1 pseudogene is annotated in these 607 nt (G+C 48.1%); it reads left to right on the top strand.

The features are described 5' to 3' along the window. Positions 1-359 precede the first annotated feature (359 nt). Positions 360-506: pseudogene (locus tag AAC854_RS22920) on the top strand (IS701 family transposase); the annotation flags it as partial. Positions 507-607: the final 101 nt, after the last annotated feature.

Genomic DNA, 607 nt, shown 5'->3' with positions numbered 1-607 from the left:
TGCTGTTGTTTTTCAGTCAATGTCATGGTGGTTCCCCTTCTCAATAAAAGAAAACACACTATGACAAAAGATTAACCAGTCAGGTATGTGGGGTTAATTAGGCGCTTACACTGGGCCTAATGGAAGCATCAGCGTGTATGGCTCTAACGGTGACTGGGCGAAGCCAAGACGCGTATAGAACGTTCGGGCGATTTCATCAAGTGCGTGGACGATTATAGCTGAAATACCCACTTGTTCCGCCGTGCTGACGACACGCTTCCAGGCATCTTGGAGAAGCAATGCTCCTAGTACTACAGTCGTAATGTTTATTGTGTCATGATAGCTATCGTCCTTCTTTCTAACCCTAAGGGAGGTGCCACATGGCCTCACCTGTCAATCTCTGGGAACAGGAGCTCCTGAACGCCCATTCCCGTCTGGCTCCGTTGTTTCACTCTGCGAGTTCTCAACAACGTTGTCTGGCTTATCTTCGGGGATTACTCAGTGATGTTGAACGTAAAAATCTATGGTCACCCCCGTTTTTGCAACACTGATTTTGATGTCGGGTTGGCTTGCTTAAATCTATCCGGCGTCTCTATAGGCAAAGATGCCCGCGCCACGATGAGTTTCG

The sequence above is a fragment of the Xenorhabdus entomophaga genome, from assembly GCF_037996725.1.
Lineage (GTDB): Bacteria > Pseudomonadota > Gammaproteobacteria > Enterobacterales > Enterobacteriaceae > Xenorhabdus > Xenorhabdus khoisanae.
Note: the sequence above shows the minus strand (reverse complement) of the source record. Positions and strands in the feature narration are given on the sequence as shown.